Origin of the sequence: Streptomyces sp. SAI-127, assembly GCF_029894425.1 — a bacterium.
Lineage (GTDB): Bacteria > Actinomycetota > Actinomycetes > Streptomycetales > Streptomycetaceae > Streptomyces.
On the sequence record NZ_JARXYJ010000001.1, the window covers coordinates 5,066,220 to 5,088,344 of the forward strand.

The window sequence follows — 22,125 nt, forward strand, 5'->3', positions numbered from 1 at the left end:
CCCTCGGATCATTGCCGCGCACGCCCCGACTCCCGGTACAGCAGGCTGTACTTCAGCGGGCCCGGCGCGCGTCCTCGAGGTAGCGCAACACCGCCGCGACCCGCCGGTCCACCTGGTCCGTCGGCGCCAGGTCCAGCTTCGCGAAGATGCTCCGGATGTGCTTGTGCACGGCCCCGTCGGTCACGAACAGCTTCTCCGCGATGGCGCTGTTGCCCAGCCCCTCGGCCATCAGGGCGAGTACGTCCTTCTCGCGCGGGCTGAGCCGCTCCAGGCGCGCGTCCTGACGGGACCGTGTGAACAACTGCGCGACGACCTCGGGGTCGATGGCGGTGCCGCCGGACGCGACCCGGCGCAGCGCGTCGAGGAACTCCTCGACGCGGCCGACCCGTTCCTTGAGCAGATAGCCCAGCCCGCCGACCCCGCCGGTCAGCAGCTCGGTCGCGAAGCTCTGCTCGACGTAGGCGGACAGCACGAGAACGGCGAGCTCGGGCCTGCGCCGCCGGGCCTCCACGGCCGCGCGGATCCCCTCGTCGGTGTGCGTGGGCGGCATCCGTACGTCGAGGATGGCCACGTCGGGCTTGTGCGCGTCGATGGCGTCGAGCGCCCCCTCGGCGCTGCCGGCGGTGCCGACCACGTCCAGCCCCTCGGCACGCAACAGAAGGGCGAGCCCCTCCCGCAGCAGAGCGTCGTCCTCGGCGATCACGATCCGCATGGCAGGTCCCTCTCCAGGGTCATCGAGCCACCCGACACACTCGCCGGGCGAACAGCGTCCTCACACGGGGCCGCACCACGCCCCGCACAGCCACAGACAGCACCTCGGCGCCCCGCACGGCAGGCCCGAACCCCGTACACACCGCACGGCGACTCCGCTTCGCCGGTCGACGGACCCGCCAGGCGGGCTCGCCCGGCGAACAGCGTCCTCACCCACGGCCGCACCACACCCCGCACGGCCACCCACCCCCACATGGCCCGCCTCCGGAGTCGTCGGGCCGGCCGCCGGAGCGCACAGTCACAGACAGCCGCTCGGCGCACCACCCGGCAGGCCCGAACCCCGTCACACCGCGCACGGCCGCTCACGCACCGCACGGCAGATCCGCCTCCAGCACCGTCGGGCCGCCCGGGGGGCTCGTGAGGTGGAGGGTGCCGTCGTGGGCGGCGATGCGGTGGCGGATGCCGGTGAGGCCGGAGCCGGTGTGCTCGTCGGCGCCGCCCCGGCCGTCGTCCGTGACCTGCAGCAGGAGCCGTGAGCCGGGGGCGCGGACCGTGATGGTGGCCCGGGTCGCCCCGCTGTGCTTGGCGATGTTGGTCAGCGCCTCGGCCGCGACGAAGTACGCGGTCGCCTCGACGGAGGCCGCGCATCGCCGCGGCACCTCGACATCGACCGTGCACGGCACCGCGCTCTCCGCCGCGAGCCCGGTGAGCGCCCCGGCCAGCCCCCGGTCCGCGAGCACCGGAGGCAGGATGCTGCGGGAGACGGTCCGCAGCTCGGCCAGCGCCTGTTCGGCCGCGGACTGGGCCCGCTCCAGGAGTTCGTCGGCCCCGGCCGGATCGCGGGCGACCATGCGGCGGGCGGCCCCGAGCAGCACGGTCACCGTGACGATCCGGTTCTGGGTCCCGTCGTGCAACGAGCGCTCGATGCGCCGCAGTTCGGTGGCGTGGGCGTCCAGCGCGGCGGCCCGCGTGGCGGTCAGTTCGGCGACACGCAGGGAGAGATCCGCGTCGGGACCGGCCGACAGCAGCCGGCGCCCCGGGTTCGCCTGGAGTCGTGCCATGCCGGGCGTGAGCCCCAGCATGATGGCGATCCAGCCCACGCCGAGCAGGCACACGGCCAGGGCGTCCGGCCAGGAGTGCGCGACGCCGACCCCGATGGACGTGGCGGTCGCGTCCTTCGGGGCGAGCCGCCAGTACAGCGGAAACGCGGCGTCCCGTACGGCGAGCACCGGCAGGACGAAGCCGAGCAGCCCCAGCGGCAGTCCCACGACCAGATGCCGGACCAGCCACAGCAGTTCACGCCGGGTCGTGGGGTCGGCGAGGGCGGCCCGCAGCCGTGTCGGCGGGGGCGCGGGGGCGATGACCTCGGGGCCCCACCGCGCGAGCCGGACGCGTTCCATGCCGGCCAGGGCGTGCAGCACACGCACCCCGCCGGGCGCCAGCACCAGCCACAGCAGCACGAACGGCGCCAGGACGGCCGTACCGAGTCCGGAGACCAGCTGGCCGAGCGCGGCGGCGGCGGTCGTGGCGGTCCCCACGGCAAGGCTCTTGACGTCTGCGGTGGCCATCCGAACCCCCTCTGACTGGAGGAAAACGACCCTAGGCGGAAAAGGTGTTCGGAGTACGGCCCGGAGCCGGAAAGTACAGCCTGCTGTACCACGGACCGGGCGGACCGCTGGATCGGCCGGACCGGGCTCCGGCTCGTAGCGTCGTCGGCATCGAGAACACCCGAGCCACTTGGAGTACCCGTGAACCTTCTGCTCTGGCCCCTGCTCGTCCTCAGCGTGCTCGGCAACGCGGTGGCGTCCTTCACCCCCGCCGACACCGCGGTGCACCTGGCCTTCGGCACGGTCACCGCGCTGACGGCCACCGCCCTCGTCGTACGACGACTGCGCACCGGCCCCTGAACAACGCCTACTTGAGGCCGATCGCCGCACAGTCCGCCGCGTACTCGGCGGTGCAGATCTGCTTCACGGTGTACACGTCGTCCTTGATCACCGTCTGCTGGATGTTGTCCCTGGTCAGCGCGACCACTGGGACCAGCAGCGACGGGATGTCGTTCTGGGTGGGGCTGTCGACCTTGTCGCGGATGAGCGCGTCGAACTGGATGCCGCGGCCCTGGACCTTGTACACCGCGATCTGCGCCGCGTTGGTCGCCTCCAGCAGGAAGGACTTGTACACGGTCATGTACTGCTCGCCCGACACGACCCGCTGCACCGCGGCGAGGCTCGCGTCCTGCCCGGTCACCGGCGGGATCTTCGTGGCCCCCGCCTCCTTGAGTTCGTCGATGACCGCGCCCGCCATGTCGTCGTTGGCCGAGTAGACGGCGGCGATGTTGTTCAGGCCGTACGAGGCGATCGCCGCCTTCATGTTGGCCTTGGCGACCGACGGCAGCCAGTCCTTGGTGTCGTACTGCTTGGCGATGACGACCTTGCCGTTGAGCTCGTCCAGCGCGCCCTTCTTGAAGAGGGCGGTGTTGGGGTCGGCGAGCGAGCCGTTCATCATGACGATCTTGCTGGTCTCGGCCTTGTCACCGAGCGCCTCGACGATGGCCCGGCCCTGCACCTCGCCGACGAGCTCGTTGTCGTGCGAGACATAGGCGTCGATGGGACCCTGGGCGAGCCGGTCGTAGGCGATGACGGGGATGCCCGCGTCCTTCGCCTTCTGCACATCCGGCTCGATCGCCTTGGCGTCCACCGCGTCCACCAGGATCACGTCCACCTTGGCAGCGACCATCTGCTGGAACTGCTGGCTCTGCCGCTTCTCGCTCGCCCCGGCGTTGGCGTAACTGACCTTGCCCTTGCCGCGGGTGAGGGTCGCGACCTCCTTCTTGATGAGCGGGTAGTCGAACCGGTCGAAGCGGCTGGTGTCCCGGTCGGGGAGCAGCAGGCCCAGCGTGATGTCGTCGCCCTTCTTGGGGCTCACCGCGGTGTCGCTGCTGCCCACCCCGCAGGAGGTGAGCAGAAGGGCCGACACACAGACGGCCATGACGGAGGGGATGGGGCGCATGGCGATCCTGTGGGTGGGGGGCTGTCACGTAGGCGCAACAGTAAGTGCCCTCAATCCCGATCAAACACCCTGACGTTTTCCTTCAAGGGATCGCCACTCGGCGTCCGCAACTGAGAGCCGATGTACACAAGTTGCACGGCGGTCAGTGCGCGCACCACGAGGATGCCGGCGACGGCGGCGCCGACGACGGCGAGATCGGCGACCAGCAGCGTGGTCACGCCGTTGTAGGCGCGGGCGATGAGGTCGTCCGTGTCACCGTCGTACATCAGGCCGACCCCGGTGACCATGCCGGCCAGCCACAGCGCCCACCACACGTTCACGACGACGGGCAGCTTCCGGTCCGGGGCGCTCTTGTGGTGGATGTCGGCGACGATGCCGCGCGGGATCCAGAGGTTGGCGATCGGCACGAACCAGGCGGCGTAGACCCAGATGCCGGAGTAGCGCGGGCGCTCGCCGGACAGGGCCCGCGCGTTGTCCCGCATCCGCCCCAGCCAGCCGATGAACAGGGCCGCGCACACCAGCGTGAGGAGGCTTCCGGCCGTGCTGACCAGGTGGTACGAGTCCTCCAGGGCGTTCAGCGGCCGGTGCCGGCCCTCGCCCTGGTTCGGCGGCCCGGAGGCGGGCTCCCCCGCGACGGCGAGCCGGATGTCCCACACGGCCCGCACCGCGTAGGCGGCACCGGCGAGCCCGAGCCCGGCGACGGCGAGGCGGGCCGAGCCACGCGCCGAGCGCACGGCGGGCCGGACGGTGTTCTCACTCACGGAGTCCCCCTTCGGAACGATCGGTTCACCCCCTCATCGTCCCGAACCCGGTGATCGGTTCACGCGGACGTTCGTGCCCCGGCGGGCCCGAGGGCGAGAACCCGAGAAGAAATACCGCGGGGCGAGGATCGTGGGAGCCATGGACGAACAGCGATACGACGTGTGGGCGTCCGGCGCCGCCTACGACCGTTACATGGGCCGCTGGAGCCGCGCGGTCGCGCGCGAGTTCACGGCCTGGCTCGGCCGTCCGGACGGACTGCGGTGGCTGGACGTGGGGTGCGGCACCGGGGTGCTGTCGGCGGTGGTCCGGGAGCGCTGCCGGCCCGACCTGGTCGTGGGCTGCGACCGCTCCGAGGGCTTCGTCCGCGCGGGCCGGGCCGGGGTCGTGGCGGACGCCATGGCGCTTCCCGTCCGGGACGGCGCCTTCGACGTGGCGGTCAGCGGTCTGACCCTGAACTTCCTGCCCGACCCCGTGGCGGCGGTCACCGCGATGGCCCGCGCGGTCCGGCCGGGCGGCGCTCTGGTGGCCGGGTACGTCTGGGACTACGCCGACGGGATGCGCCTGCTGCGCCTCTTCTGGGACACCGCCGCCGAACTCGACCCGGGCGCAGCCGAGTTGGACGAAGGCCTGCGGTTCCCCGGTTGTCGTCCCCAGCCGCTGCACGACCTGTGGACGACCGCGGGACTCGTCGACGTGATCGTGCGCGCGATCGAAGTCCCCACCGTTTTCGCCGACTTCGCCGATCTGTGGGGCCCCTTCCTGGCCGGCCCAGGGCCCCGCGCCGGGCTATGTCACCAGCCTCCCCCCGGCCGCCCGGGACGAACTGCGCGAAGCTCTGCGCGCGGCCGCCCCCACCGCCCCCGACGGTTCGATCCCCCTCTCGGCACGCGCCTGGGCCGTACGCGGACGAACCAGGTGAACCAGCCGGTCACTTGTGGCCCATGCGACACCTCACGCCCCGGTTACGTTTCGCTCAACCTCTGGTTGCGGGGCGGTGAGCGGGCGACGATGGGCACATGACTCTGGCCGAGCGCGCCCTGGAGCGCCTGGAGGCGTGGTCCGACCTCAGCACGGGCCTGCCCAGCTGCGGAGCCGGGCTGGCGCTGCGCTCCGGGCACAGCGAGATCGTGCACTTCCACCCGGGGCGGGACGTGGATCTGCACCTCACCGAACCGGCCATCCGCAGATTCCACGACGACCTCCAGGAATCGACCGCGGTCCGGCTGCTGCCGGGCTCCCGCTGGGTCACCGTCCACCTCGACTGCGAGACCGACGTCGACCTGCTGATGAGCCTGGTCAGCATGGCCCTGAAGGCCCACCACGCGGGGCCCCGGCCCGTCGGCCCGGCCGAGTGCAACTTCCACCGGGTCACAGTGGTCCCCCGGGACTCCCCTTTTGCCCCGATTAGGCGATAATCGGAGTATGAGTACCGCGACGTTTGTCCTGGCGGCCTCGTCGAGCGAAGTAGTCAACGTGATCGCCGCCTTCGCCGGTGGACTGTTCATCGCCGGCGCGCTGGTGTGTGCCGTGGTGTTCGGCATGCGGGTCCAGGACCGGGAGCTTCCACGGCCGCTCAGCAAGGAGCAGCCGCACCTCCCGGAGACCGGGCCGATCCGCGAGATGCGGGAGATGCGCGAGCCGGACGAGCTGCCGGCCACCGCGGACGAGCAGGAACGGCTGATGCCGTACCAGCTCCATCACGCGGGAAGCAGACGAGGAAAGGACCAGAACCGCAAACGCTGGCTGCCCGGCTCCAGCGGCGGATTCGGCAGCGGCGGCCTCGGCCACGTGTGACCGGGCCCGAGGCCGGGCCACCAGGTCAGCCCCACGCGCCGCTTCGTGGTGCCGGCCGGCTGCCCTTCGCGGTGCCGGCGAGGAGCCGCACCGCACTAAGCCCGTTCAAGATCAGACCCGCTTCTCCGGCGGCTTGTACACCGCCAGCGCCCAGATCACGAAGAAGTCGAGGCCGATCATGATGACCGACCAGAACGGGGCGTAGGGCAGGAAGAGGAACTGGGCGATCATGCTCAGCGAGGCCAGGAATATGCCGGTCATCCTGGCCCAGGCGGCGCCCTTGAGGATGAACGCGCCGGTGACGACCGCGACGGCGCCCAGGCAGAGCAGGATCACACCCCAGCCGGTGAGGCTGATCTTGTAGACGTAGTCGCCGACGCGGCTCCAGACATCGTCCTCCGCGAGCAGGGAGATGCCCTGGAAGACCGCCAGGATGCCGTTCATCAGCAGCAGCACACCGGCGAAGACGACACCGCCGGTGGCCCACGCGGTCTCGGTGGGCGTCGGCCCGAGGCCCGGCGCGGGGGCCGGGGCCGGGGCCGGGGGTGTGCCGGCGGACGGCTGTGTGGGCTGTGTCGCGTGCGGTTGCTGCGTCATGACCGTGTCCCACCTCTCGGGGTCGATGTGTTTCGACCATCGGGCGCAGCGGGGGCGGCCACCACGGGAGTGGACCGTTCGGGTGACGCCGGGCGTGCGGCCGTAAGGGGGGAGCCCTTCACTGGAGGGGACACCCCGCTGGAGGCGAGATGACCCGCTGGACGACTGCCGCGCTGCTGACGACGCTGGCCCTCACCGGCCTGACCGCCTGCTCCGACGAGGACAGCCCGTCGTCGGTGGCGAGCAAGGTCGCGTCGGCCGCCTCCCGCGCCGGGGAAGCGGTGTCGTCGGCCACCGCGGAGGCGGGCAGGCGGTTCGACGACATCAAGAACGGCGTCGACGCCAAGGACGACGTACGGCTCGGCACTCCCGCCACCGCTTCGGACGGCCGTACGACAGTGGAGGTCACCGCCACCAACTCCGCGGACTCGGCGAAGTCCTTCACCGTCGAGGTCGACTTCACCGACCGGAACGGCAAGCTGCTGGACGCCGTGGTGCTGACCGTGTCGGACGTACCCGCGGGTGGTTCGGGGAAGGGGACGGCGCGCAGCACGCACGACCTGTCGGGGGACGTGCGGGCGAAGGTGCCGAGAGCGGTCCGCCACTAGGCCCCGGTCACGCCATCCGGTCACGCCATCCCGTCACGCCATCCAGAAGAAGACGGCCGTCATCCGCTTGTCCTCCAGCGTGCTGCCGGAGTAACCGGTCGCGCTGTGCACGAGGTTGGCGTTGTAGAGGAGCAGCCGGTTGTACCGGTGCGGCACCCGTACGTCCTCCTCGAAGGCGTCCGGCGCGACGAACCGGGTACCGAGGGCCTCGACGAGGTTGTTGTGCGGGGCCTGCACCACGTTGCCGCCGAGCCGCCCGCCGGGCATGGCCTGCCGGTAGAAGCTGGTGCCGCAGTCCTTGGGGACGGCAGGATTGAGATACAGCACGGCGGCGTACCGGCACAGCGCCCGCGAGTCGGTGTGCGGCCGGGGCTCGCTCTCGCCCTCCCCCACGACCTGCACGCAGTTGTGGTTGAGGGTGCCCCCGCCGGGCGCCCGCTGCACCCACAGCTCCCTGGCCCCGGTCGCCTGCTTCACCAGCCGTTCGACCCTCCCGAGCTCGGCTGGTTCGAGCCCCGGCATGGTCCGCAGCCCCGGCCAGGTCTCCGAGGTGTACGGATATCCCTTGACCCAGTCGTCCTTGGCGAGACAGCGTTCCCGTACGGCGTCGACGTCCGGGAGCACGTCGTCGATCACCCAGTAGTCGCGGCCCTTGGTGGGCTTGCGGTAGGGCAGGACGGGAAGCGGCCGCTGCGACCGCTGTGGCATGGACATGCAGCGAATCTAGGTCCGGGGTCCGTCAGGTCTCTCCCGCGATTTCGCCAGGACTTCCCCGCGAACCGGTCAACGAACGGTCAATCAGCGGCCACCGGCCTTTCCTGACGGCGCGTCTGTGAGCCCGGTCATCCTCCGGAAGGGGTGCTGAACAACTGCGGCCCCGTGCGCGTATTCCTGTGCGTCCGACCCGCCTACCGGCGGAAGACCCCTACCGGGCAGGAGGCACGGTGCCACTCTCGCGCAACGCGATGGGAACGCTGTTCGTGGGCGGAGCCCTCACACTGACCCTGGCGGCTCTCGCGTACCCGTCGATGCTGGGTGTCAGCCAGGCTGCGACCGCTCAGGACAGAATCATCGCCCAGACGCAGTGGGGGCCGTTGACGGAGCAGGACCGTGCCTTCGTGGTCGCTGTGCGCGCGGCGGGACTGTGGGAGTACCCGCTGGGCAAGGTCGCCCTGCAGAAGGGCACCACCGAGGAGGTGAAGGAAGCCGGAAGGCATCTCATCGACGGACACGCGGCGCTGGACGACGCCTGCCGCAAGATCGCCCCGATGCTCAACATCACCATCCCGAACGTGGCGAGCCCGCAGCAGGTCGGCTTCGTGAACACGATCGAGTCGAGTGACGGCCAGCAGTTCGACACGAACTTCGCCAACATCCTGCGGGTGACGCACGGCTCGATCTTCAACACGATCTCGAAGATCCGCTCGACCACCAAGAACTCACTGGTGCGGTCGCTGGCCGACATGGCCAACGACACGGTGCTCGACCACATGACGGTCATGGAGAAGACCGGCTTCGTCAACTTCGACCAGGCCCTCTTCATGCAGACCACTCCGCCGAAGCTGCCCAAGGGCGACCTCACTCCGCCGGTCCCGCAGCCCGGCGCGCCGATGATCGTGCTCACCCCGCCGCCGAACCCGACCTCGACGCCGCTCGGCGTCCCCGGCGAGAACGCGAACGGCGCCACCCCGGCCGCGGGCGCGAACCCGTCGCCGACGCCGACCATCGGTTAGCCCTAGCCGAGCCAGGCAGTCGTGTCCGGTCCCAGCAGCCCGTCCTCCAGCGGGCTGCTGGTGAGCAGTACCTCCCCCGCCGGGAGCGGGACGGCCCGGTCCGACAGATTGGTGACGCACCGCCAGCCCTCGTGCCTGACGAAGTCCAGCACGTCGGCCGGGGAGGCGTCCGCCCAGGTGAGGTCCTCCCCCTGAAGGAGCTTGCGGCGCAGGCGCAGGGCGGTGCGGTACAGCTCCAGCGTGGAGCCCTCGACACCGTCCTGGGCCTCGACGGCGTACCCGGCGAACCACTCCGGCTGCGGCAACCAGGCACCACTGGCTCCGAAGCCGTACGACGGACCGCTCGTCGTCCACGGCAGCGGCACCCGGCATCCGTCGCGCCCCTTGCGGACCCGGCCCGTCTGCTCCCAGATCGGGTCCTGGAGCACCTCGAAGGGCAGGTCGGCGACCTCGGGCAGACCGAGTTCCTCGCCTTGGTAGACGTACGACGATCCCGGCAGCGCGAGCATGAGCAGCGTGGCCGCGCGAGCGCGTCGTAGGCCTTGGTGTCCGTCCACGGCGGGCGCGTGGCCGCCGGACAGCAGCCAGGCGTTCTCGTCGGTGCCCGGCGGGAGCACGAGGCGGGAGGCGTGCCGTACGACGTCGTGGTTGGAGAGCACCCAGGTGGCCGAGGCGTGGGCGGCGCGGGCGGTGGTGAGGGAGTCGGTGATGACCTGGCGCAGCTCGTCGGCGTCCCAGGCGGTCTGGAGGTACTCGAAGTTGAAGGCCTGGCCGAGTTCGTCCGCGCGGGCGTACAGCGCGCGGCGCGGGCCCGGGACCCAGGCCTCGGCGACGGCCATGCGGGGCGGGGTGTAGGAGTCGAGGATCGTGCGCCAGTCTCGGTAGATCTCGTGGACCTCGTCGCGGTCCCAGTAGGGGTGGCCGCCCGGCGGCAGGTGCCCCAGGGCCTCCTCCGCGACGCCGGGCAGGTCACCGAGGTCACGCAACGGCTCGGTCAGGTCCTTGGCCAGCGCGTGCGCCACGTCCACGCGGAAGCCGTCGACCCCGCGGTCGGACCAGAAGCGCAGGGTGGTGCGGAAGTCCTCGCGGACCTCGTCGTGCGACCAGTTGAGGTCGGGCTGCTCGGGGGCGAACAGATGCAGGTACCACTGCCCGTCCGGCACCCGCCGCCAGGCGCTGCCGCCGAAGACGGACTGCCAGTCGGTGGGCGGGAGTTCGCCGTGCGCGCCACGCCCGTCACGGAACACGTACCGCTCGCGCGCCGCGGATCCGGGGCCGGCGGCGAGGGCCTCCTGGAACCAGACATGCTGGTGGGAGGTGTGGTTGGGGACGAGGTCGACGATCACCTTCAGCCCGAGCCGGTGCGCTTCGCCGACCATCGCGTCGAAGTCGTCGAGCGTCCCGAGGCGCGGGTCGACGTCCCGGTAGTCGGCGACGTCGTAGCCGCCGTCGGCGAGCTCGGAGGGGTAGAAGGGGCTCAGCCACAGGGCGTCGGCGCCGAGGGCGACCAGGTGCGTGAGGCGCTCGGTGACGCCCCTGATGTCCCCGAGGCCGTCACCGTCGGCGTCGGCGAAACTGCGGGGATAGACCTGGTAGACGACGGCCTGCCGCCACCAGTCGGGGTCCTTGCCGGAGAGGTCGGGCGTGGTGGTGCGGGCGGTCACGCGGGCTCCTCTGCAATGCGTCCGTGCGGGAGATAAAGGGGATATCTGCCCACTCGCCAGAAACGTGAACCCGAGCTTATGCGGAGTGGAGCGTTCCCTGTGTGTCGAAATTGTGATGGCCCATGAACTGACCCTGCATCACCGCAGGTTGACAGCGTTCCACAAGGAGATCCACCATGTGCGGACACTGTGGCGCATGTGACCAATGGGCCCAGTGTTTTCTGAGACCACTCACTCTCATCTTGACGGGATACGTATGTCCATAGCGAGACGTGTCACCCTGCGGCGCCTGCTGGGGACGGGCGCCGCGACGCTCGCCTTCTCCGCTGCACTCGCCTCCGTCGCCTCGGCATCCGACTGCCCCGGCGGCAAGGGCTGGGAGGACGGCGGAAGCTACAAGCCCGGTACGGGCGCCGGCTCGAAGACCGAGACCGACCGCTGCGAGTTCTCCCTCGACGGCAAGAACTTCTTCGCCTCGGTCAAGGTCGACGACCTGAACCTGAAGCCGACCGACGACGGCAAGGTCCACGTCAAGGTCCGCGCGGCGGGCGACGCGTCCACCTGCACGGCCTCTCTCGCGTCCTACCGCGCGCACGGCCCGACGTTCGCCACCTCCGGCGAGCAGGTCTTCCACGACTTCGACACCGTGACCGTCAAGGCCGGCGCCGTCGACTCCCTCGACATCTCGATCCCGGACGTCGGCTGCTACGCGCAGATCGACCTCTACCGGGGCAACACGAAGTTCGACGGCAAGCTGGACGCCAACGACGGCCTTCCGCACGGCGACCTCCCCAAGGGCCCGGACCACCCGGTCATCAAGGACAAGCTGATCGCGGCCTGGAACGGCGGCACGAAGGACTGCACGGCCACCCCGCCGACAACGCCCCCGGCGACGCCTCCGGCCTCGGAGACCACGCCTCCGGCCTCGGAGTCGACCCCGCCGGCCTCCGAGTCCACCCCGCCGGCCTCCGAGAGCACGCCTCCCGCCTCGGAGACCCCGTCGACGTCCACCCCGACCCCGTCGGCCTCGGAGTCCACGACGACTCCGGGTGCGCCCACCCCCAACGGTGGCGGCGGCGACAACCTCGCCGAGACGGGCGCCAGCAGCAACACCCCGCTGATCGCGGGCGGTGCGGCGGTGCTGCTCGCGGGTGGCGCGGGCATCGTGCTGGCCACGCGTCGCCGTAAGGCCTCGCGCGCCTGACCCCTCTGACTGACGGGGCCGCCCCACCGTTCGCGGTGCGGGCGGCCCTTTCGGTTGTCCGCGGCGCTCAGTGAAGGGTGGGCCGGTAGACGAGCTCCTGGATGTGACCGTCGAGCGTCCGGCTCTCCAGCAGCTCCAGGTCGAAGTCGGCCGCACCCTGGAAGACCGGGTCGAGGCCGGTCCGGCCGGTGATGACCGGGAAGAGCGTCACCTGCACGCGGTCGACCAGACCGGCGGCCATCAGCGCCCGGTTCATCGACAGGCTGCCGTGTGAACGCAACGGCACGTCGGACTCCTTCTTGAGCCGCGCGACGACATCGACGGCGTCGCCGCTCACGACGGTCGCGTCCGGCCAGTCGAGGGGGCCTTCCAGCGTCGTCGACACGACCGTCGTCGGCAGGTGCCTCATCCGGGTGACCCAGGGATCCCGCACATCGGAATCCTCGGTGCTCTCGGCCAGCATCTGCGCGAACGCCCGGTAGGTGGTGGCCCCGAAGACCATCCGCTGCTCCTCGCGGTAGAGGGCGAGGCGGTGGTCGAGCAACTCGGTCCCTTGCTTGCCCCAGTAGCCGGTCCAGTCGCCGCCGGCGGCGGCGTAGCCGTCGAGACTGGAAAAGACGTCGAAGGTGTAGGTGGCGGTCATGTCGTTCTCCGGGCTTCTCGATGGGCTGCTGGATGGGCTGCTGGACGGGCTTCTCGGTTGAACTCCGTCGTCCGGTAGACCCGGCGCCTCTCCGGAACTCATCGCCGGGCCCGCCATGGCCCCATAAATCGAACACATGATTGAATCCAGGCATGCGATCGTTCCCCGACGACCTCGCCCGGGCACAGCGTGAGTGGAGTGCCATCTACCACGAGCTCGCCGAGCGCCCCGGCCACACCGAGCTGCGCCGACGCCTGCACCGGCTGTCGGCCCAGGTGTTCTTCCATCCCCACTGGCAGCGAGGGCGCCCGCGCCCCGCCGAGTGGCGGCAACTGCGTGACCTGGGCCGGTCGGGCATCGGGAACGTGAGCGAACGGTCCGAGCGATGACGGACCGAAGTGCGGGACCCTACGCCCCGGACGATCCTGAGGACATGTCCGGACCGATCCGCGTGATCGTGCACCCCCCGTCCCCCACCGGCGGCCGCCGCGTACGCGTGGACGGCGAGATCCTCGGCCTCGCCCACAACCTGGCCGACGTCGCGGAGTTCCTCCGGCGGGCGGGCCTGGAGATGGACGCGGCGGAGGTGGCGCAGTCGCCGTGGATCGAGTGGAAGGGGGGTGGGCCGGAGCGGTGGGGGGTGGAGGGGTGAGGCCGGTGACTGGTAGGAAGCGTTCAGGGCCCCGCGCCACCTCTTTGACAACCGCCAGCCAGGAATCAGGCATCGGGGCGGCAAGATCGAGTAAAAGGCGCTCGCGCAACCGTTCGCCTTCCCGGAGCTGATCTGGTCTCCCTGGTCACGGTCCGGGTCGGCAGCGACGGCTACGTCGACCTCTACAACGCTCACGGCAACGTCGACCTCATCGCCGACGTACAGGGCTACCTCACCAACGTGCCCAGGACCGGCGCGCACCTGAGCGGTCTGTACCCCCTCACCACACCCGAGCGGGACCTGGACACCCGCAACGGCACCGGCGTCCCCAAAGGCAAGGTCGCGCCGGGCAGCACCACGACCGTCACCCTGCGCCCCGCGAGTTGCCTGAACTACCGCGCCGGGCAGACCGTCTCCAACCTGGTGGTCACGCCCGTCTGCAGCGGCAAGATCGAGATCTACAACAGCGGCGGTCATGTCAACCTGATCGCGGACCTCCAGAGCCCCTACACCACAGGCGGAGGCCCGTTCGTACCGACCAGTCCCACCCGCTTCCTCGACACACGCAACGGCACGGGTGCCCCTGCCGAGCCGCTGGGTGCGGACGGCACACTCACTGTGAACACCGGATACGGGCAGAGCAAGGCCCGTCGACGCGTCGGCAGGCGAGCGGCGATGACTGCGGTGAGGTGTTGGTGGCCCTCGGCTCGTTCTTGAGCTAGTAGGTGCGGTGGTCTCACTTTGACGCGCGAGCTGGCTCAGTGGGACGCGAGGGCTGCCGAGATCATCATCGGGCCGACAACCAGCAGGGCAGATCGCTCTACAGAGAGCAGGGACCGGAGAGCGGAGAGGCCGCGGGGAAGTGGCTTGATGTCCAGGTCGGCCAGTGCCAGTCGGGTCACGCGTATCGGGTGGCTCTCGGGTGCGTCCTGCGGCCGCTCGATGGCGTACCGGCGTATGAGGCGATCCGCCTCGGGACTCTCGAAGCTCAAGCGGGTACCGGAGGTGTCGGTGATGATCAGGTACGTGGTGGCGCCGCCTCGATAGGCCTCTTTCCAGGTCCGCACGCTCCGTAGGTGGTGCAGGTCGATCGTGCGGTGCCCGGTCCAGGTTCGCGCGGTCAGGAACCGCGAGGCAGGGCCGTGTCTGTGCCAGGGCTTTCGTGCCACGCAGAGGTGAGGCAGGGCGCAGCAGCCGAACCCGGCGATGACGCCAGCCGTCATGAAGATCGGAGAAGGATCTGCCAACGGCGCCGCGAGCAATGCCGGTACCACCATGATCACTGCCAGCCCCATCACGATGCAGGCAACAGCCAAGCGAACACGTCGGCGTGACGCAGGCTTTGGGATGACGGAGGCGTCAGGAACGCCCGCGTGGGTCGGTTGGTGATCCGCCATGAAGGAAGAGTAGGGGCCCCGCCATTGACGGGGGTCAAGCATCTGCCAAAACCGGCGATCAGCCGTGAATGGTGTTGAGGACGGAGGCAAGCTTTTCGGGTGCACTGATCATTGCCATGTGACCGGTGTCGAGATCGATGACGTCGGGCCGAAGCAGCGCTATGGATCGCTGCTGGAGTTCCTCGACGTAGCACTGGTCCCGCGTGAGGTGCACGTAGGTCCGGGGGATTTCGCGTCGGTAGCCGCTGAGGTCCACTGTCTCGCTCAGCAGGGCGGCCGAATCGTCGGCAAGCCGGTCCAGGACGGACGTGGTGGTCGCCTCGTCCATGTCGTTGCACAGCATTGCGGCGGCGCCCTCGCGGGTCTGGTGGTAGACGCCGTCGGCGATGGACTGCTCCACCAGATCCCGCACTTCGGGATCGATCTGGTCAAGGACCCGGGATCTGTCCGGCGGCACCACGGCCGACACGAGGACGACGTGGCGGATCCGGTTGGGTATGAGGTCCAAGACGCGCGGCATCGTGACTCCCGCGAAGGAGTGACCGACCAGTACGACGTCCCGCAGGTCCTTCGCCTCGACGTCCTCCCGGACCGCATCGGCGCAGTCGGCGAGAGTGACCGTGCCCAGGTCGACTCCGGCCCTGCTGCCGCGCCCGGGAAGATCGACTGCCAACGCTTCCGCACCGAGATGGGGGATCAGCTCGTCCCAGCAGTTCGCGCCGAAGCTTGCACCGTGGATGAGAACAAACGCCATGGTTGACCTCCTCGTCAATGACTTCAACCGAACCTTAAGTGAATTCAGTTTGGTTGTGGAGGTCTGCAGCAGAGCAAATAGGAGACGGGGCATGGATCGGTTGGGGTTGCTCACGCGGCGCATCGCACTTCCTCGGGAGGTCCAGTTCCGCCCATACCGTCTTGCCGACCGTGAGCCTCTCCACCGCCCAACGACCCGCCAGCACACGGACGATGAGCAGCCCTCGGCCGAACTGGTCGTCGGGGTGGGGCGGCCGGGTGCCGGGGAGGCGTTCTCCTCTCGGGTCGGTCACCGCGATGCGGAGGGCGGTGGCGGTGAGGGTCGTCTCGACGCGGAAGAGGCGGTCTCGTAGGCAGCCGTGCAGCAGGGCGTTCGTGCACAACTCGCTTGCCACCAGGGCTGCGTCGCCGGCGAGGGCCGGATGGCCCCAGTCGACGGCGAGTCCGGCCACGTGCCTGCGGGCGAGGGGGATGCTGCGCGGGTACGGGGTGTAACTGACTTCGTCGTGGCGGTCGTAGGACTTGGGCGGGCGGGGAGGGCAGGCGTCGGTCACGGGTTCCTCCGGGGGCTGGGAAGTCGGGGGTGGCTCCGCCGTGCGGGCAGCACGGTGCACTTCCGCCAACTGGTTTCGCTGAGCGAGCGGTCGAGTACTGACGGTAGCCTCTAGGGAAATTGGGCAGAAATCGAACAGGGCAGAAATATTGCTGGCCTTACCTAAGGAGGGCACGCGTGGCAGGCAGGAACCCCGACCGTGGGAAGACCATCACGACCGTTCTGGGGCGGCGGCTCGGTGGTGAGCTGCTGCGGATGCGAGAAGCGCGTGATCTCAGGCAGGCACATGCCGCGGAGGCGCTGACGGCATCCGTCACCAAGGTGGCGAAGATCGAGCGCGGGCAGGTGCCGTTGCGCGATCCCGACATCAGGGCCTTGTCCCATCTGTACGGCGAGACCGACGAGGCAGTTATCGGCAAGTTGCTCGCCCTCGCCAAGGCGGATCGGGAACGGCGTAAGGCAAAGGGCTGGTGGAACCAGTACCCGCAACTGACCGCGCAGATCGAGTACGTGGCCTTGGAGGACATCGCCACGGAACTCCGCACCTGGCAACTCGCCTTTGTGCCCGGCCTCTTGCAGACCGCCGACTACGCCCGTGCCCTCGCAGTCGGGAACGGTTCCTGGGACGACCTCGACGAGATCGAGACCTTCGTCGAGGCGAGGATGGCCCGGCAGGCGAGGCTGGGCGGCGAACGCCCGCTACAGCTTTGGGCGTTGCTTCATGAGGGTGCCGTACGCCAATTGGTCGGTGGTCGAGATGTCATGCGGGCTCAGCTGGAGCATCTGCTGGAGGCGGCGCACCTGCCCAACGTGCGGGTGCAGGTGGTCCCCTTCATCGTCGGCGCCCACCCCGGGATGACCTGTGCCTTCACCGTCGTCTCCTTCGCTGAGCCCGGTGCTCTGGACGTCGTACAGGTGGATACTTCGTCGACGAAGGTCTGGTTGGAGAGCGAGACTGACGCCGCGCACCACAACGCGACCTTCGATCGGATCACGCGGCTCGGACTCGCGCACAGCAACTCCGTAAGACTCATCGACGGCATCCGCAAGGAGATGTAGGGCCCGTGTCCGACTACGAGTTCAGGAAGTCCACGTACAGCAGCGGCGACGCGCACGGCGAGTGCGTCGAAGTCGCCCGCAACCACCCCCACACCATCGCCGTCCGCGACTCCAAGACCCCCGGCGGACCGATACTCCAAGTCGTCCCCGACACCTGGACCACCTTCATACGGTCCCTGCACCGCGCGCACCCCTGACCAGCCCCCATGACCTGGACCGAAGCCGAATACCTCGACCTCCTCCGGTCCGAGCGCCGCGCCTACGCCTGGGTGATGCACCACCACGGCGGCATGTCCCTGTCCGCGTCCCGGGCGGCGGCCCTGCGCTGCTACCCCTATGAACCGGCCGGCCACCCCTACCGCGGCCTGGTCTTCCACGACGAGGCCTGGCACTGGGCGATGAGCCGGATCCACGGGGAGCGCTACCCCGTCGAGCATCCCGAACTGGCCGATCCGTCCCCCGAGTACCGGGCCCTGACCTGATCCACTACTCCGCCAGGTTCCGACAGGTCCCGGCTGCACACGGACTCGACGTGCCAGAACGCCACCCCGCCCGAAAACCCTTCGCCCCACCCCCACCCCTCCCCTTACCCTCACCCCATGCAGCGCGCCCAAGCCATCCCCTCCATCACGACGACGCCGGAGCAGGTCCCGGCGCGCTGACAGCTGACGCAGTCCGAAGCCCCGGGGCGAGTGCCCCGGGGCTTCGTCGTTCCCGTCGGCTCCTCGCCCCCCCCATCGCGAGGGAGGACCCCATGAACCCCACGAACCACATCAACCCCATGCAGCATGACCACCGCCGACTCGGCCGTGAGCTCGAGCTGTTCGACACCGATCCGCTGATGGGCGCGGGGCTGCCGTACTGGCTGCCCGACGGGGCCGTCGTACGGCATGTCCTGGAGGAGTACGTCAGGGAGGCGGAGCGGGCCGCCGGGTACCGGCATGTGTACTCGCCGGTGCTCGGGAAGCGGGAGCTGTACGAGATCTCCGGGCACTGGTCGCACTACGGCGACGACATGTTCCCGCCGATGCGGCTGGGCGGCGAGGAGGTCGTGCTGCGGCCCAGCCTCTGCCCGCACCACGCGCTCATCTATCGGTCACGGGCCCACAGCTACCGTGAACTTCCCCTGCGGATCGCCGAGTTGGGCGGCATGTACCGCTCCGAACTGTCGGGCGTCCTCGGCGGTCTCACCCGCGTCCGCTCCATCCAGCTCAACGACGCCCACATCTTCTGCACCCCTGAGCAGGCCGTGGCGGAAGCCCGCGCCGCCCTCGGACTCATCCGGCGCGCCTACGACGACCTCGGCATCCGAGCGTCCAGGTTCCGTCTGTCCCTCCCGGGAGACTCCGGCAAGTACGTCGCGGACCCCGCGCTCTGGCGCCGCGCCACCGCCCTCCTCGAAGAGGTCCTGGACGGCATCGAGTACGAGTCGGTCGAGGGCGAGGCGGCTTTCTACGGCCCCAAGATCGACGTACAGATCACCGACCCCGCCGGTCGGGAGTCCACCCTCTCCACCGTCCAGATCGACTTCCACCAGCCCGAACGCTTCGACCTCCACTACATCGGCCCCGACGGCGGCAAACACCGCCCGGTGATGGTCCACCGCAGCATCATCGGCAGCGTGGAACGGGCGGTCGCCCATCTCATCGAGGCGCACGGCGGTGCCTTCCCGGTGTGGCTCGCCCCCGTACAGCTGGTGGTTCTGCCGGTGGGCGACGCCCAGGAGGAACGGGCCCATGACCTCGTACGGCAGGCCGAAGCGCGCGGCGTCCGGGCCGAACTCTCGGGCCCCGGCCACGGCACCCTCGGCGCCCGCGTCCGCGCCGCGCGCCTCGTGCCGTACCAGGCGGTGATCGGGGAGCGGGAGGCCGACGCCGGCTGTGCGGCCGTACGACTGCGGGACGGCCGTAGGCCAGGAGCGGTGCCGGTCGACGAGCTGCTGGAGCGGATCGGTGCCCGGGCCGGTGATCGCGGGGCCGAACTCTGGGCGGCTGCGTAAGGTCGGACCCGTATGCCAGTGACGAAAGGACCCCCGCCGTGACCGGTCAGCCCATCCCGGTGATCATCGACTGCGACACCGGTGTCGACGACGCCCTGGCCCTGCTGTTCGCCGTACGGCATCCAGGCATCGATCTGCGCGCGGTCACCTGTGTCGCCGGGAACACCGACGTCGACGGCGTCGTCCGCAACACTCTGACCGTCCTGGAGCAGGCCGGGGCCGGGGACATCCCCGTCGCCCGGGGCGCCGCGCGGCCGCTGATCGAGCCCGTGCGCACCGCGCAGCACGTGCACGGCCTCGACGGCATGGGTGACCTGGGGCTGCCCGCGCCGACCCGGGTGGCGGTGGACGTGGACGCGGTGACCCTGCTCAGGCGGGAGATCCTCGCCTCGCCCCGCCCGGTCACGCTGATCCCGACCGCGCCGCTCACCAACATCGCCCTGCTCCTTCGTACGCACCCCGAGGTGGTGCGGAACATCGAGCGGATCGTGTTCATGGGCGGCGCGGTGGCGACCGGGAACGCCACGCCGGTCGCGGAGTTCAACGTCTGGCACGACCCCGAAGCGGCCGCCGTGCTGCTCACCGCCGGGGTGCCGATCACCATGTACGGCCTGGACGTCTTCGAGCGGGTCGTCGTCCCCGCCGCCGACGTCCAGCGGCTGCGGGCGAGTTCGGAGCCCAGCCTGCGCATGGCCGGGGAACTCCTCGCCCACCGCGACCCGGCCACCTCCGGCGACCCCACCCCCACGGGCGGCCTCGGCGACGCGGGCGCGGTCTGCGCGGTCGTCGACCCGGACGGTCTGACCACCGAACTCCTGCCGGTGGAGGTGAGCCTGGCCCCGGGCCCGACCCGCGGCCAGACCGTCGTCGACCGCCGCCGCCGTCCCGGCGAGTCCGAGATCCACGACGGCGAACGTGAAGTGACGCTCGTGGACGTGGGGTTGGGCGTCGACGTGGAGCGGTACGTGAAGCTGTGGCTGACGGCGGTGGAGGGCGCCTAGCCGTGGCCCGGCCGCTCGCAGCGGGCTCGCAGCACCGGGGGGTGGTCCCTCAAGAACTGCTGACGCCCCACCGCTGCTCCACCTTCGCGAGCCGCCAGTAGGCGATCGCCGCCGCCCACACCACCACGAACAGGCCGACGATGACGTAGCCGACGTTGTCGAGGTCGATGTCGGCGATCCAGGTGGTGAGGGCGTCGGTGAGGTCGAGCTTGTCGTGCAGGACGCCGACGAGCTCGATCGTGCCGATGAAGAAGGCGACCGCGATGGACAGACCGGTGATGGCGAGGTTGTAGAAGACCTTGCGGACGGGGTTGGAGAAGGCCCACTGGTAGGCGAAGTTCATGAACGTGCCGTCGAGGGTGTCGAACAGGCTCATGCCGGCGGCGAAGAGCAGCGGCAGACAGAGGATGGCGTACCAGGGAAGGCCCGCGGCCGCACCCGACCCGGCCATCACCATCAGGGTCACTTCCGTGGCCGTGTCGAAGCCGAGCCCGAACAGGAAGCCCAGCGGAAACATCTGCCCCGGCCGGGTGATGGACTTGGTGAGCCGCCCGAGGATCCGGTTCATGAAGCCGCGCGAGTCGAGATGCTGCTCCAGCTCCTTCTCGTCGTACGTTCCCGCCCGCATCGCCCGGAAGACCTTCAGGATGCCCATCAGGGCGACCAGGTTGAGAGCGGCGATGAGATAGAGGAACGACCCGGAGACCGTCGTACCGAGAAATCCGAGCACCTGGTGGGTACTTGACCCCTCGTTCATGACCTTGCCGGCCAGCTGGGTGCCGCCGGCGATCAGCGCGGCGAGCAGGACCACGACACTGGAGTGCCCGAGCGCGAACCAGAACCCTCCGGACACCGGCCGCTTGCCGTCCGCCATCAGCTTGCGCGTGGTGTTGTCGATCGCGGCGATGTGGTCGGCGTCGAAGGCGTGCCGCATACCGAGGGTGTAGGCGGTGATCCCGAGTCCGATGCCGAAGGCCTTGTCGCCCACCTCGTAGTGCTCCGGGACGACCAGCAGGAAGAGGATGCCGAAGGCGACGATGTGCAGGGCGGCTATCGCGACCATCAGACCGACCGTCTTGACGGTGTCCTCGCGCCGCCAGCGGAAGGAGGCGGCGGCGGTCTCGGGCAGCGCAGGATCAGTCATACGGTGGTCACTCCAGCACCTCGTGGATGAACGCGTGAGCTGCCGTGGCCGGTCTCCTGGCTTACGGGTCGTGCGTTTCCCTGCCCGCCTTCCCGGCCTGATGGTGACGGCCAGTGGCTGTCCCGCGAGGGACGTGGGAGGGAAACTCCCCGATCACAGTGGCGAGGGCCGCACCGGACTGGACCTTTGAGGGGTCGTCACCGGCTTCCCGAGCACCACGGCCCGCCCACCGTAGGCGGGCGCGGGGTCTCCTGCATAGCTGCACACCTGCGCAGGTATGGAAGATCACACAGGGCTGCCTGCGAGGATGAGCGCCATGCACCTCGTCCCGGCCGACCGAGCCGACCGCCGCACGATCGACGGACACCGGGTGTGCGACGCCATCGCCGCGATCGGCGACCCGGGACACGTCCGCACCTGGTCCGACCGCTTCGCCCTCCTGGCCGACCCGAACCGCCTCTCCCTGCTCCTGGCCCTGCACCGCACCGGCCCGCTGGCGGTCTCCGACCTCGCGATCGCGACGGGCATGAACGACCCCGCCGTGTCCCAGGCGCTACGGCTGCTGCGGGCGGCCGGGGTGGTGGCGGGGGAGAAGGAGGGGCGGGTGGTGCGGTACCGGGTGGTGGACGAGGCGGTGCGCGGGCTGTTGGCGCAGGTGTCCTGAGCCGGTCGGGGGTACGTGCCGATCAGCGTGGCTCGCTGGGCGGTCGAAGGTTTCCACGTCGGAACGGAATTGGCGGCCCCCGCGTAGTGCTCGCCGTCGTCACCCACGAGGTTCGCTGCCAGAGCTGCTGCGAGGTCGGCCAAGGCTGCCCGGTGGTTGTACGCCTACGGGCCGGATG

The 22,125-nt window shown here is 70.0% G+C and carries 28 protein-coding genes and 1 riboswitch; of the genes, 16 read left to right on the forward strand and 12 right to left on the reverse strand.

The annotated features are described in order from the left end of the window. Positions 1 to 52: 52 nt before the first annotated feature. Together M2157_RS23185 and M2157_RS23190 are read right to left on the reverse strand one after the other, a co-directional pair. On the reverse strand, positions 53 to 712 hold the full coding sequence (locus tag M2157_RS23185; RefSeq protein WP_280863565.1) for a response regulator transcription factor: 660 nt from the start codon (positions 710 to 712) through the stop codon (positions 53 to 55). A gap of 361 nt (positions 713 to 1,073) precedes the next feature. Further along, a complete protein-coding gene (locus M2157_RS23190) occupies positions 1,074 to 2,279 on the reverse strand; it encodes a sensor histidine kinase (protein WP_280866108.1) in 1,206 nt (401 codons plus the stop codon). Positions 2,280 to 2,459: 180 nt separating this feature from the next. Between M2157_RS23190 and M2157_RS23195 the strand changes: the two genes are divergently transcribed. Continuing rightward, positions 2,460 to 2,618, forward strand: coding sequence for a hypothetical protein (locus tag M2157_RS23195; RefSeq protein WP_167347980.1), 159 nt, complete (start codon positions 2,460 to 2,462; stop codon positions 2,616 to 2,618). Positions 2,619 to 2,625: 7 nt separating this feature from the next. On the opposite strand, the gene M2157_RS23200 is transcribed toward M2157_RS23195, so the two are convergent. Together M2157_RS23200 and M2157_RS23205 are read right to left on the reverse strand one after the other, a co-directional pair. After that, complete coding sequence (locus tag M2157_RS23200) at positions 2,626 to 3,720, reverse strand: substrate-binding domain-containing protein (RefSeq protein WP_280866109.1); 1,095 nt, start codon at positions 3,718 to 3,720, stop codon at positions 2,626 to 2,628. A gap of 50 nt (positions 3,721 to 3,770) precedes the next feature. Continuing rightward, entirely contained in the window at positions 3,771 to 4,481 is a 711-nt protein-coding gene (locus tag M2157_RS23205) for a DUF4328 domain-containing protein (protein ID WP_280866110.1), read from the reverse strand. Between the two features lie 139 nt (positions 4,482 to 4,620). Here M2157_RS23205 and M2157_RS23210 point away from each other — a divergent pair, with 139 nt between their 5' ends. From M2157_RS23210 to M2157_RS23220, 3 genes are read left to right on the forward strand one after another with little or no spacing between them, the layout of a single operon-like run. Further along, complete coding sequence (locus M2157_RS23210) at positions 4,621 to 5,502, forward strand: class I SAM-dependent methyltransferase (RefSeq protein ID WP_280866111.1); 882 nt, start codon at positions 4,621 to 4,623, stop codon at positions 5,500 to 5,502. Further along, positions 5,499 to 5,897, forward strand: coding sequence for a luciferase family protein (locus M2157_RS23215; RefSeq protein ID WP_280866112.1), 399 nt, complete (start codon positions 5,499 to 5,501; stop codon positions 5,895 to 5,897). The genes M2157_RS23210 and M2157_RS23215 overlap by 4 nt, the downstream gene beginning before the upstream one ends. 7 nt (positions 5,898 to 5,904) lie before the next feature. Further along, positions 5,905 to 6,276 carry a DUF6479 family protein gene (locus tag M2157_RS23220; RefSeq protein ID WP_280863572.1) on the forward strand — a complete coding sequence of 124 codons (372 nt, stop codon included), beginning with the start codon at positions 5,905 to 5,907 and terminating at the stop codon, positions 6,274 to 6,276. A gap of 111 nt (positions 6,277 to 6,387) precedes the next feature. Here M2157_RS23220 and M2157_RS23225 read toward each other — a convergent pair whose 3' ends face one another. Continuing rightward, complete coding sequence (locus M2157_RS23225; RefSeq protein ID WP_280866113.1) at positions 6,388 to 6,873, reverse strand: hypothetical protein; 486 nt, start codon at positions 6,871 to 6,873, stop codon at positions 6,388 to 6,390. 149 nt (positions 6,874 to 7,022) lie between these two features. On the opposite strand from M2157_RS23225, the gene M2157_RS23230 reads away from it, so the two are divergent. Further along, positions 7,023 to 7,481 carry an FxLYD domain-containing protein gene (locus M2157_RS23230; protein WP_266516426.1) on the forward strand — a complete coding sequence of 153 codons (459 nt, stop codon included), beginning with the start codon at positions 7,023 to 7,025 and terminating at the stop codon, positions 7,479 to 7,481. Positions 7,482 to 7,514: 33 nt separating this feature from the next. Here the strand turns inward: M2157_RS23230 and M2157_RS23235 are convergent, their stop codons facing one another. Next, entirely contained in the window at positions 7,515 to 8,195 is a 681-nt protein-coding gene (locus tag M2157_RS23235) for a DUF6445 family protein (RefSeq protein WP_280866114.1), read from the reverse strand. A 251-nt stretch (positions 8,196 to 8,446) separates the two neighbouring features. Here M2157_RS23235 and M2157_RS23240 point away from each other — a divergent pair, with 251 nt between their 5' ends. Then, positions 8,447 to 9,214 (forward strand): DUF4142 domain-containing protein, encoded by a 768-nt coding sequence (locus tag M2157_RS23240; RefSeq protein ID WP_280863860.1) that lies wholly within the window; start codon positions 8,447 to 8,449, stop codon positions 9,212 to 9,214. A gap of 2 nt (positions 9,215 to 9,216) precedes the next feature. Here M2157_RS23240 and M2157_RS23245 read toward each other — a convergent pair whose 3' ends face one another. Further along, positions 9,217 to 10,878 carry a glycoside hydrolase family 13 protein gene (locus M2157_RS23245; protein ID WP_280863576.1) on the reverse strand — a complete coding sequence of 554 codons (1,662 nt, stop codon included), beginning with the start codon at positions 10,876 to 10,878 and terminating at the stop codon, positions 9,217 to 9,219. A gap of 256 nt (positions 10,879 to 11,134) precedes the next feature. On the opposite strand from M2157_RS23245, the gene M2157_RS23250 reads away from it, so the two are divergent. Then, positions 11,135 to 12,082, forward strand: coding sequence for an LAETG motif-containing sortase-dependent surface protein (locus M2157_RS23250; protein WP_266562188.1), 948 nt, complete (start codon positions 11,135 to 11,137; stop codon positions 12,080 to 12,082). A gap of 67 nt (positions 12,083 to 12,149) precedes the next feature. Here M2157_RS23250 and M2157_RS23255 read toward each other — a convergent pair whose 3' ends face one another. Then, positions 12,150 to 12,725, reverse strand: a complete 576-nt coding sequence (locus tag M2157_RS23255) for a dihydrofolate reductase family protein (protein ID WP_280866115.1) — start codon at positions 12,723 to 12,725, stop codon at positions 12,150 to 12,152. Between the two features lie 152 nt (positions 12,726 to 12,877). Between M2157_RS23255 and M2157_RS23260 the strand changes: the two genes are divergently transcribed. The 3 genes from M2157_RS23260 to M2157_RS23270 all read left to right on the forward strand — a co-directional run bounded on the left by M2157_RS23260 (position 12,878) and on the right by M2157_RS23270 (position 14,094). After that, the gene (locus M2157_RS23260) at positions 12,878 to 13,114 is read left to right on the forward strand and encodes a hypothetical protein (RefSeq protein ID WP_280863578.1); all 237 of its coding nucleotides are present in this window, start codon (positions 12,878 to 12,880) and stop codon (positions 13,112 to 13,114) included. A gap of 44 nt (positions 13,115 to 13,158) precedes the next feature. Next, positions 13,159 to 13,377 carry a hypothetical protein gene (locus M2157_RS23265; protein WP_280863579.1) on the forward strand — a complete coding sequence of 73 codons (219 nt, stop codon included), beginning with the start codon at positions 13,159 to 13,161 and terminating at the stop codon, positions 13,375 to 13,377. 240 nt (positions 13,378 to 13,617) lie between these two features. Next, entirely contained in the window at positions 13,618 to 14,094 is a 477-nt protein-coding gene (locus tag M2157_RS23270) for a hypothetical protein (protein ID WP_280863580.1), read from the forward strand. 41 nt (positions 14,095 to 14,135) lie between these two features. On the opposite strand, the gene M2157_RS23275 is transcribed toward M2157_RS23270, so the two are convergent. Genes M2157_RS23275 through M2157_RS23285 form a run of 3 tightly spaced genes read right to left on the reverse strand, consistent with a single transcriptional unit; the run spans position 14,136 to position 16,081 of the window. Continuing rightward, complete coding sequence (locus tag M2157_RS23275) at positions 14,136 to 14,774, reverse strand: hypothetical protein (protein WP_280863581.1); 639 nt, start codon at positions 14,772 to 14,774, stop codon at positions 14,136 to 14,138. A 58-nt stretch (positions 14,775 to 14,832) separates the two neighbouring features. Further along, positions 14,833 to 15,528 (reverse strand): alpha/beta fold hydrolase, encoded by a 696-nt coding sequence (locus M2157_RS23280; RefSeq protein ID WP_280866116.1) that lies wholly within the window; start codon positions 15,526 to 15,528, stop codon positions 14,833 to 14,835. Positions 15,529 to 15,562: 34 nt separating this feature from the next. Continuing rightward, positions 15,563 to 16,081, reverse strand: coding sequence for an ATP-binding protein (locus tag M2157_RS23285; protein ID WP_280863583.1), 519 nt, complete (start codon positions 16,079 to 16,081; stop codon positions 15,563 to 15,565). 176 nt (positions 16,082 to 16,257) lie between these two features. Here M2157_RS23285 and M2157_RS23290 point away from each other — a divergent pair, with 176 nt between their 5' ends. The 5 genes from M2157_RS23290 (at position 16,258) to M2157_RS23310 (ending at position 20,139) form a co-directional block, all read left to right on the forward strand. Next, positions 16,258 to 17,139 (forward strand): helix-turn-helix transcriptional regulator, encoded by an 882-nt coding sequence (locus tag M2157_RS23290; RefSeq protein WP_280863584.1) that lies wholly within the window; start codon positions 16,258 to 16,260, stop codon positions 17,137 to 17,139. A gap of 5 nt (positions 17,140 to 17,144) precedes the next feature. Next, entirely contained in the window at positions 17,145 to 17,336 is a 192-nt protein-coding gene (locus M2157_RS23295; RefSeq protein WP_280863585.1) for a DUF397 domain-containing protein, read from the forward strand. 9 nt (positions 17,337 to 17,345) lie between these two features. Then, entirely contained in the window at positions 17,346 to 17,621 is a 276-nt protein-coding gene (locus M2157_RS23300) for a hypothetical protein (RefSeq protein ID WP_280863586.1), read from the forward strand. A gap of 272 nt (positions 17,622 to 17,893) precedes the next feature. Beyond that, positions 17,894 to 19,138: a threonine--tRNA ligase gene (thrS, locus tag M2157_RS23305; protein WP_280866117.1), complete on the forward strand. Its 1,245-nt coding sequence runs from the start codon at positions 17,894 to 17,896 to the stop codon at positions 19,136 to 19,138. 38 nt (positions 19,139 to 19,176) lie between these two features. Continuing rightward, a complete protein-coding gene (locus M2157_RS23310) occupies positions 19,177 to 20,139 on the forward strand; it encodes a nucleoside hydrolase (RefSeq protein WP_280863588.1) in 963 nt (320 codons plus the stop codon). A gap of 49 nt (positions 20,140 to 20,188) precedes the next feature. Here the strand turns inward: M2157_RS23310 and M2157_RS23315 are convergent, their stop codons facing one another. After that, entirely contained in the window at positions 20,189 to 21,283 is a 1,095-nt protein-coding gene (locus M2157_RS23315) for a HoxN/HupN/NixA family nickel/cobalt transporter (RefSeq protein WP_280863589.1), read from the reverse strand. 28 nt (positions 21,284 to 21,311) lie between these two features. Further along, positions 21,312 to 21,518, reverse strand: a riboswitch (cobalamin riboswitch). Positions 21,519 to 21,599: 81 nt separating this feature from the next. Between M2157_RS23315 and M2157_RS23320 the strand changes: the two genes are divergently transcribed. Continuing rightward, a complete protein-coding gene (locus M2157_RS23320) occupies positions 21,600 to 21,947 on the forward strand; it encodes a metalloregulator ArsR/SmtB family transcription factor (protein WP_059208288.1) in 348 nt (115 codons plus the stop codon). Positions 21,948 to 22,125: the final 178 nt, after the last annotated feature.

What these genes read in the sequence shown, in the direction of transcription:
- M2157_RS23185 (WP_280863565.1), bottom strand. Translation starts at nt 712, where the DNA reads ATGCGGATCGTGATCGCCGAGGACGACGCTCTGCTGCGGGAGGGGCTC.
- M2157_RS23190 (WP_280866108.1), bottom strand. Translation starts at nt 2,279, where the DNA reads ATGGCCACCGCAGACGTCAAGAGCCTTGCCGTGGGGACCGCCACGACC.
- M2157_RS23200 (WP_280866109.1), bottom strand. Translation starts at nt 3,720, where the DNA reads ATGCGCCCCATCCCCTCCGTCATGGCCGTCTGTGTGTCGGCCCTTCTG.
- M2157_RS23210 (WP_280866111.1), top strand. Translation starts at nt 4,621, where the DNA reads ATGGACGAACAGCGATACGACGTGTGGGCGTCCGGCGCCGCCTACGAC.
- M2157_RS23215 (WP_280866112.1), top strand. Translation starts at nt 5,499, where the DNA reads ATGACTCTGGCCGAGCGCGCCCTGGAGCGCCTGGAGGCGTGGTCCGAC.
- M2157_RS23220 (WP_280863572.1), top strand. Translation starts at nt 5,905, where the DNA reads ATGAGTACCGCGACGTTTGTCCTGGCGGCCTCGTCGAGCGAAGTAGTC.
- M2157_RS23225 (WP_280866113.1), bottom strand. Translation starts at nt 6,873, where the DNA reads ATGACGCAGCAACCGCACGCGACACAGCCCACACAGCCGTCCGCCGGC.
- M2157_RS23230 (WP_266516426.1), top strand. Translation starts at nt 7,023, where the DNA reads ATGACCCGCTGGACGACTGCCGCGCTGCTGACGACGCTGGCCCTCACC.
- M2157_RS23235 (WP_280866114.1), bottom strand. Translation starts at nt 8,195, where the DNA reads ATGTCCATGCCACAGCGGTCGCAGCGGCCGCTTCCCGTCCTGCCCTAC.
- M2157_RS23240 (WP_280863860.1), top strand. Translation starts at nt 8,447, where the DNA reads ATGGGAACGCTGTTCGTGGGCGGAGCCCTCACACTGACCCTGGCGGCT.
- M2157_RS23250 (WP_266562188.1), top strand. Translation starts at nt 11,135, where the DNA reads ATGTCCATAGCGAGACGTGTCACCCTGCGGCGCCTGCTGGGGACGGGC.
- M2157_RS23255 (WP_280866115.1), bottom strand. Translation starts at nt 12,725, where the DNA reads ATGACCGCCACCTACACCTTCGACGTCTTTTCCAGTCTCGACGGCTAC.
- M2157_RS23260 (WP_280863578.1), top strand. Translation starts at nt 12,878, where the DNA reads ATGCGATCGTTCCCCGACGACCTCGCCCGGGCACAGCGTGAGTGGAGT.
- M2157_RS23265 (WP_280863579.1), top strand. Translation starts at nt 13,159, where the DNA reads ATGTCCGGACCGATCCGCGTGATCGTGCACCCCCCGTCCCCCACCGGC.
- M2157_RS23275 (WP_280863581.1), bottom strand. Translation starts at nt 14,774, where the DNA reads ATGGCGGATCACCAACCGACCCACGCGGGCGTTCCTGACGCCTCCGTC.
- M2157_RS23280 (WP_280866116.1), bottom strand. Translation starts at nt 15,528, where the DNA reads ATGGCGTTTGTTCTCATCCACGGTGCAAGCTTCGGCGCGAACTGCTGG.
- M2157_RS23300 (WP_280863586.1), top strand. Translation starts at nt 17,346, where the DNA reads ATGACCTGGACCGAAGCCGAATACCTCGACCTCCTCCGGTCCGAGCGC.
- thrS (WP_280866117.1), top strand. Translation starts at nt 17,894, where the DNA reads ATGAACCCCACGAACCACATCAACCCCATGCAGCATGACCACCGCCGA.
- M2157_RS23315 (WP_280863589.1), bottom strand. Translation starts at nt 21,283, where the DNA reads ATGACTGATCCTGCGCTGCCCGAGACCGCCGCCGCCTCCTTCCGCTGG.
- M2157_RS23320 (WP_059208288.1), top strand. Translation starts at nt 21,600, where the DNA reads ATGCACCTCGTCCCGGCCGACCGAGCCGACCGCCGCACGATCGACGGA.